General features: G+C 60.5%; 5 protein-coding genes and 1 rRNA gene. All 6 read right to left on the bottom strand.

Going from position 1 to position 7,302, the window contains the following annotated elements:
- Positions 1-98: 98 nt before the first annotated feature.
- On the bottom strand, positions 99-2,612 hold the full coding sequence (locus tag OK351_RS17660) for an ATP-dependent Clp protease ATP-binding subunit (protein ID WP_265161714.1): 2,514 nt from the start codon (positions 2,610-2,612) through the stop codon (positions 99-101).
- Between the two features lie 182 nt (positions 2,613-2,794).
- Positions 2,795-3,115 carry a histone-like nucleoid-structuring protein Lsr2 gene (locus tag OK351_RS17665; protein ID WP_265161717.1) on the bottom strand — a complete coding sequence of 107 codons (321 nt, stop codon included), beginning with the start codon at positions 3,113-3,115 and terminating at the stop codon, positions 2,795-2,797.
- Between the two features lie 120 nt (positions 3,116-3,235).
- Positions 3,236-3,424: a hypothetical protein gene (locus tag OK351_RS17670; RefSeq protein ID WP_265161720.1), complete on the bottom strand. Its 189-nt coding sequence runs from the start codon at positions 3,422-3,424 to the stop codon at positions 3,236-3,238.
- Between the two features lies 1 nt (position 3,425).
- On the bottom strand, positions 3,426-4,946 hold the full coding sequence (gene lysS / locus OK351_RS17675; protein WP_265161722.1) for a lysine--tRNA ligase: 1,521 nt from the start codon (positions 4,944-4,946) through the stop codon (positions 3,426-3,428).
- 114 nt (positions 4,947-5,060) lie between these two features.
- Positions 5,061-7,067, bottom strand: coding sequence for a M13 family metallopeptidase (locus OK351_RS17680; RefSeq protein WP_265161725.1), 2,007 nt, complete (start codon positions 7,065-7,067; stop codon positions 5,061-5,063).
- Positions 7,068-7,194: 127 nt separating this feature from the next.
- Positions 7,195-7,302: ribosomal RNA gene (rrf, locus tag OK351_RS17685) — 5S ribosomal RNA — on the bottom strand; the annotation flags it as partial.

Raw genomic sequence — 7,302 nt, forward strand, 5'->3', positions numbered from 1 at the left:
GGGCAACACAACGACGCTAGCGCATTCCCTGCCGTTAAACAGTTGTGGGCGACCGAAGGGAATCGGTTCCCTTCGGCCGCCCACAACAGTGAGTTGCCTTAGCTTTCCAGCGCCGCCGGCGCCGGTTCGCCTTCCAGCTGGCCGGTGCCGCCTTCGGCACGGAAGACGAACTTCTCGGCCCCCGGCTCGCCTTCGACATCCACGTGGATATGCTGGCCGGTGAGGATCTGGCCGAACAGGATCCGCTCGGAGAGCTGGTCCTCGATCTCCCGCTGGATGGTACGACGCAGTGGTCGGGCACCCATGGCCGGGTCGTAGCCGCGGCTGGCCAGTACCGTACGTGCGGCAGTGGACAGTTCGATGGTCATGTCCCGCTCGTGCAGCCGCTTGGCCAGACGTCCGACGAACAGGTCCACGATCTGCTCGATCTCTTCCTGGCTCAGCTGCGGGAAGACCACGATGTCGTCGACACGGTTGAGGAACTCGGGACGGAAGTGCTGGCGTAGCTCTTCCTGCACCTTGGCCTGCATCCGCTCGTATCCGGTCTTGCTATCGGTCGAGGACTGGAAGCCGGTCATGACACCCTTGGAAATGTCACGGGTACCGAGGTTGGTGGTCATGATGATGATGGTGTTCTTGAAGTCCACCACCCGGCCCTGCGAGTCGGTCAGGCGACCGTCTTCCAGGATCTGCAACAGCGAGTTGAACAGGTCGGCGTGCGCCTTCTCCACTTCGTCGAACAGCACCACGGAGAACGGACGGCGGCGGACCTTCTCGGTCAGCTGGCCGCCTTCCTCGTAGCCGACGTAGCCCGGAGGGGCACCGAACAGCCGGGACACCGTGTGCTTCTCCGAGTACTCGGACATGTCCAAGGTGATCAGGGCTTCTTCTTCGCCGAAGAGGAATTCGGCAAGGGCCTTGGCCAGCTCGGTCTTACCCACACCGGTCGGGCCGGCGAAGATGAACGAACCGCCTGGGCGGTTCGGGTCCTTCAGGCCGGCACGGGTACGGCGGATTGCCTGGGAGATGGCCTTGATTGCCGAATCCTGGCCGATGACCCGCTTGTGCAGCTCATCTTCCATGTTCAGCAGACGCGTGGACTCCTCCTCGGTCAGCTTCACCACCGGGATACCAGTGGAGTTGGCCAGGACCTCGGCAATGAGTTCCTCGGTGACCTCGGCGATTTCGTCCATGTCGCCGTTGCGCCAGGACTTTTCCTTCTCGTTGCGCGCCTCGATCAGCTTGGATTCCTTGTCACGAAGCGACGCTGCGCCCTCGAAATCCTGGGCGTCGATCGCCGCTTCCTTCTCAAGACGGACGGTGGCGATCTCCTCGTCCATTTCCTTCAACGCCGGCGGGGCGGTCATGCGCTGGATGCGCAGTCGCGCACCGGCCTCGTCGATCAGGTCAACGGCCTTGTCAGGCAGGAACCGGTCGGAGATGTAACGGTGGGCCAGCTGTGATGCGGCCTGCAGGGCGCCATCGGTGATCGATACGCGGTGGTGTGCCTCGTAGCGGTCACGCAGACCGCGCAGGATCTGGGTCGTCAGTTCAACCGACGGCTCCTTGACCTGGATCGGCTGGAAGCGGCGCTCAAGGGCGGCGTCCTTCTCGATGTTCTTGCGGTACTCGTCCAGGGTCGTGGCACCGATGGTCTGCAGCTCGCCACGAGCCAACATCGGCTTGAGGATGCTGGCGGCATCGATGGCCCCCTCGGCGGCACCGGCACCGACCAGGGTATGGATCTCGTCGATGAACAGGATGATATCCCCGCGGGTGCGGATTTCCTTCAGGACCTTCTTCAGGCGTTCCTCGAAGTCACCACGGTAACGCGAACCGGCCACAAGTGAACCGAGGTCCAAGGTGTACAGCTGCTTGTCCTTGATGGTCTCAGGCACGTCACCGCGCACGATCGACTGGGCCAGGCCCTCGACCACTGCGGTCTTACCGACACCTGGTTCACCGATCAACACCGGGTTGTTCTTGGTACGACGTGAGAGCACCTGCATCACGCGTTCCATTTCGTGCTCGCGTCCGATGACCGGGTCGAGCTTGCCTTCGCGGGCGGCGGCCGTGAGGTTGCGACCGAACTGGTCCAGCACGGCGGAACCGGCAGGGGCACCTTCGCTCTGTCCCCCGGAGCTGACACCGGCCGAAGCGGTGTCCTTGCCGCCCTGGTAGCCGGAGAGCAACTGGATGACCTGCTGGCGGACCCGTCCGAGATCGGCGCCGAGCTTGACCAGCACCTGCGCTGCCACGCCTTCGCCCTCACGGATCAGGCCCAGCAGGATGTGCTCGGTGCCGATGTAGTTATGTCCGAGCTGCAGCGCCTCGCGCAGCGAGAGCTCCAAAACCTTCTTGGCGCGCGGAGTGAACGGGATGTGGCCGGAGGGGGCCTGCTGCCCCTTGCCGATGATTTCCTGCACCTGTTCGCGCACGGCGCCCAGGGAGATATTCAGCGATTCCAGCGCCTTCGCAGCGACGCCATCACCCTCGTGGATAAGGCCGAGCAACAGGTGCTCGGTGCCGATGTAATTGTGGTTGAGCATGCGCGCCTCTTCTTGGGCGAGCACGACAACGCGACGGGCACGGTCGGTAAATCTCTCAAACATTGCGGCACACTCCTTGCTTACCAATAATTCGATGCTACGCACCATGGGCGCAGTATTCTGCCTTGTTCGCCACAGGGATAACCGAAGGTAGGCCTTCAGATGGCAAACCTGTCCGGGTGTGCGGCAATGGCCGGGATGCATGCATCCCGGCCATTGCGCATATTCAGTTTGGATCCAGTCTTCTAGCGAGCGCGGGAGCGTCCGCCCTTGCGCTGCGCCGCCTGGTAAGCCTCGACAACATCGGCATTCAATCGGCCACGGGCATTGACCTTGATGTTGTTCTCCTTGGCCCAGGCCCGAATGGCAGGAGCTTCACTCGTCGAGGCCTGCTTGGAATTACGCGCCACCTCGATAAACGGTGCAAGGGCAGCTCGGAACTTTTCCGCATTCTCGTCATTCAGGTCCATTTCGTAATGGTCCGTCCCAACGCTAAAGGAAATTGATTCGGTCGCTTCCCCGCCATCGATGTCGTCAATTAATGCAATCTGAACTTGGCGTGCCACGTTATTATCCTCCGTGATGGTAATGCGTCAGATCCGAAGAATTCTTATCTTCAGAACTGTAGGTGCATCCATCATAGACAATATAGGCGATTAGTATTGCATTCCCCGGGGAATTTGCACCTAATTATCAGGTTGGGCTTTATTGTCCTGTGATTTAGAATCTCCCGAGGTAGATTCAAAACCGAAACTCCGGTCAGCCTCGGCTTCAGCCTGGCGTTCGGAACGATCGGCATTCATTACTGCCTTGATTACATACCAAAAAATCAAAGCGACAACGATAGTGGGCAATATGGCTTCAACATAGGGCATTTTATGCCTCCGGCTTTAGCAACGGGAAGAGAATAGTTTCGCGAATTCCCGCGTCGGTGAACAACATGACCAATCGGTCGATACCCAGACCGATACCGCCCATGGGCGGGGCACCGTATTCCAGCGCGCGCAGGAAGTCCTCATCGAGCTGCATCGCCTCGGGGTCACCGCCGGCCGCCAGGAGGGACTGTTCGGTCAAGCGCTCGCGCTGGATGACCGGGTCGATCAGTTCGCTGAAAGCGGTTCCGCGTTCCATGCCGCCGATGATCAGGTCCCAGGCTTCAATAAGACCCGGCTTGTCACGGTGCGGGCGTGCCAGCGGCTGGGCGGATGGCGGGTAATCGTAGACGAAAGTCGGATCCATCAAATTCGGTTCCACAATCTCACCGAACAGTTCCACGACCAGTTTTTCAGCATCCCACTTCGGATCGAAATTCACCTCGTGTTTCTGCGCAATAGCGTGGAGGGTTTCCACCGGGGTTTCCGGCGTGATCTCCTCGCCTACGACCTCGGACAGGCCGGGATATACGCCCAGCCAACGCCATTCGCCATCGAGGTTGATGGTGCCCCTGGCCGTCTCGATCTGCCGCCCTGCACCGACGGCATCGGCAGCGTTAAGGATCATTTCCTTCATGCGTTCTGCCATGACGAACTGGTCGGCATAGGCTTCGTAGCATTCGAGCATGGTGAATTCGGGAGAGTGGGTTGAGTCCACACCCTCGTTGCGGAAGATCCGGCCCATTTCGAAGACCCTGTCGATGCCTCCGACCACGGTGCGCTTGAGGTAGAGCTCGAGGGCGATGCGCAGGGTCATAGGCTGTTCGAAGGCGTTCAGGTGGGTCTTGAACGGACGCGCGGACGCTCCGCCGTGGATTAGCTGCAGCATGGGGGTTTCGACCTCGACATAGTCGAGGTCTTCGAGGGTACGACGCACCGCACGAACGATCGCCGAACGCTTGTAGATCATTTCGCGTGCCTCGTTGCGCACGATCAGGTCCGCGTAGCGCTGTCGCACCCGGGTTTCCTCGTTCAGGTCGGCATGCAGCACCGGCAGCGGACGCAGGGCCTTGGAAGCCATCTGGAACTCGTTGGCCATGATCGACAGCTCTCCGCGGCGCGAGGCGATCACCTCGCCGCTGACGTAGACGTGGTCTCCCAAGTCGACCAGGCTCTTCCATTCCGCCAGACGCTCCTCGCCAACATTGGCCAGTGAGAGCATCACCTGCAGACGGGTTCCGGCACCTTCTGGCCCACCTTCCTGCAGGGTCGCGAAGCACAGCTTGCCGGTATTGCGCATGAACACGATGCGGCCAGCAACCCCGACAGTCACGCCGGTTGCGGTATCCGGTTCCAGATCCGGGTACTGTGCACGGACCTGCTCGAGGGTATGGGTGCGTGGCACCCCAACAGGGTACGCTTCCTCGCCACGGGAGAGCAGCTCGGCGCGCTTGTTCATGCGCACCTGTCGCTGGTCGTTGGTGTTCAGGTTGTCTGCTGCAGGGGAATTATCTAGGGAAGTCACAGTACACCATTCTACGTGTCACGCTCGGAGTTGGGTGCTCTTCATGATCGGACTCACCGTTCGAACGCCCGGCATAGCAATGGCGGGCACCAAGAGTGCCCGCCATTGACGGATTTACCAGATCTCTACGCGATCCTCTGGCGCCATCCACATGCCGTCGCCCGGCCTCGTGCCGAAAGCCTCATGGAACGCGTGCAGGTTTCTGGGCACCTGGTTGCAGCGGAACTCGCCCGGGGAATGGGGGTCGGTGGTCACCCGGACCACCGCGGTTTCCGGGCGGATCAGTGTGCGCCAGCACTCGGCCCATGCATAGAAGAAACGCTGGTCGCCTCCCACCCCGTCAATGACCTCATCGGTTTCGATGCCGCGGGCCGCCAACTCCAGCTTGTAGGCCTTGTAGGCGATGCCCAAGCCACCGAGATCACCGATATTTTCCCCGAGGGTCAGTTTCCCGTTGACCTTGTGTTCCGGGGCCTCGGTGGGTGAAAGCGCGTCGTATTGCTCCACCAGCTTGCCGGTGAGGCTCTCGAAGGCCTCCCGGTCTTCCGCGGTCCACCAGTCCTTTAGTTCGCCGGTCCCGTCGTACTGCGATCCCTGGTCGTCGAACCCGTGGCCGATTTCGTGGCCGATCACCGCGCCGATGGCACCGAAGTTGGATGCCAGGTCACGCTCCGCATCGAAAAACGGCAGACGCAGGATCGCCGCGGGGAACGCAATTTCGTTGAGCAGCGGGTGGTAGTACGCGTTGACCGTCTGCGGGTACATGAACCACAATTCACGGTCCACACCATCGTCGATCTTCTTCAGCTCACGCTTGAACTCGAATTCGTTGGCCGCAGCCAGATTGGCGATCACATCTTCTGGATCAGTGGTAATGCTCGAGTAGTCGATCCATTCATTCGGGTAGCCGATCTTCGGCCTGAACATGGACAGTTTCTCCAAGGCCTTCTCGATCGTCTGCGTACCCATCCATGGCAGCGTGGCGATCGATGCGCGGTAGGCCTCGATCAGGCGCTGGACCAGGTGGTCCATTGCCTCCTTGGCTTCCGGGGGGAAGTGCTTGGCCACATACAGTTGTCCGATGTCCTCACCCACTGCGCCTTCGGTAAAGGCCACACCACGCTTCCAGCGGGCTTTGAGGGTTTCCACACCGCCCAGTTTGGCGGAGTAGAAGGAAAAATTCTCATTAACAAACGCGCTGGAAAGGTACGGCGCGAAGGAGCGCAGGACCTGTAGCGTCAGCCATGATTTCCATGCCTGGAGTGTTTCGTCCGATAGCATCGTGGACAGCGCCTCGAAGTAGCTGGGCTGCCAGAGGACGACTTCAGCGAAGTACTTCTCATCGATTCCCGCACCACGCAGCCACAGATCGAGCTGTGGGAACAGCTTCAGAACACCGGCCCGGTCCAGCAGGTTGTACCGGGCCTGAGCATCCCGTACCTTGACGCGGTCCCAGTGGTGACTGGCGATCACCTTTTCCAGGTTGACAATGACGGCAGCGGCATCTTCAGGGTCTGCTACCTCGCCTAGATCCAGAAGCTTGGCGACGTGATCCTGGTAGTCCGCCACGGTTTGGGCGAACTGTTCTTCGCGGTAGTAGGATTCATCGGGCAATCCCAAGCCACCTTGGAGGAAGGTCAGCAGGTTACGGTCAGGGGCACCTGCGTCGTTCATCGCCCCGGCTTGCAGGAAGCTGCTGATCCCCTTCCGGTAGAAGTTGCCAGACAGCTCGATCAGGTCCTCGACGCTGTTTATCGCGGCAATGGCCTGCAGGTAGCCGCGGACCGGATCCAGCCCCTTGTTCTCGATGGCAGTTTCATTCATGAAGCTGCCGTAGAGGTGTGCGATACGGACGTTCGCGGGGTCCTGTTCGGTGCCGGCGTTAACCGCGGCGACCGTCTCCTCGATGATCGCGTGCACGGATGCTTCTGCTTCATCGCGTAATTCCATGAACGACCCGTAGAGTCCCTGGTCGCTAGGGATCGAGGCGGTGTCGAACCATTTGCCGTTGGCGTGGCGATAGAGGTCATCCTGCGGCCTGATGGTGTCGTCGCGGTACTTCAGTGTCTGAGCGCTCAAACTGGATACTCCCTGGGTCAACGAATTCCGACTATCTCTCATTGATACTGTAGTCAGGTCTCGTGGCTCTGGAACAGCGCTGGCCCCTGTGGTGCGCCGTGGGCTTAAATGGGTGAGGCCCCGACACCACGGTGTCAGGGCCTCAAACCACTCTACCAACATAAGTTAAGTCCGGCGGTGACCTACTCTCCCACACCCTCACGAGTGCAGTACCATCGGCGCAATGGGCCTTAGCTTCCGGGTTCGGTATGGGACCGGGCGTTTCCCCCACGCTATG

The sequence above is a fragment of the Glutamicibacter sp. MNS18 genome (genome assembly GCF_026107515.2).
In the GTDB taxonomy this organism is placed as follows: domain Bacteria; phylum Actinomycetota; class Actinomycetes; order Actinomycetales; family Micrococcaceae; genus Glutamicibacter.

Excerpts from the sequence above, each read along its gene's own strand:
- OK351_RS17660 (WP_265161714.1), bottom strand. The coding sequence starts at position 2,612 with ATGTTTGAGAGATTTACCGACCGTGCCCGTCGCGTTGTCGTGCTCGCC.
- OK351_RS17670 (WP_265161720.1), bottom strand. The coding sequence starts at position 3,424 with ATGCCCTATGTTGAAGCCATATTGCCCACTATCGTTGTCGCTTTGATT.
- OK351_RS17680 (WP_265161725.1), bottom strand. The coding sequence starts at position 7,067 with ATGAGAGATAGTCGGAATTCGTTGACCCAGGGAGTATCCAGTTTGAGC.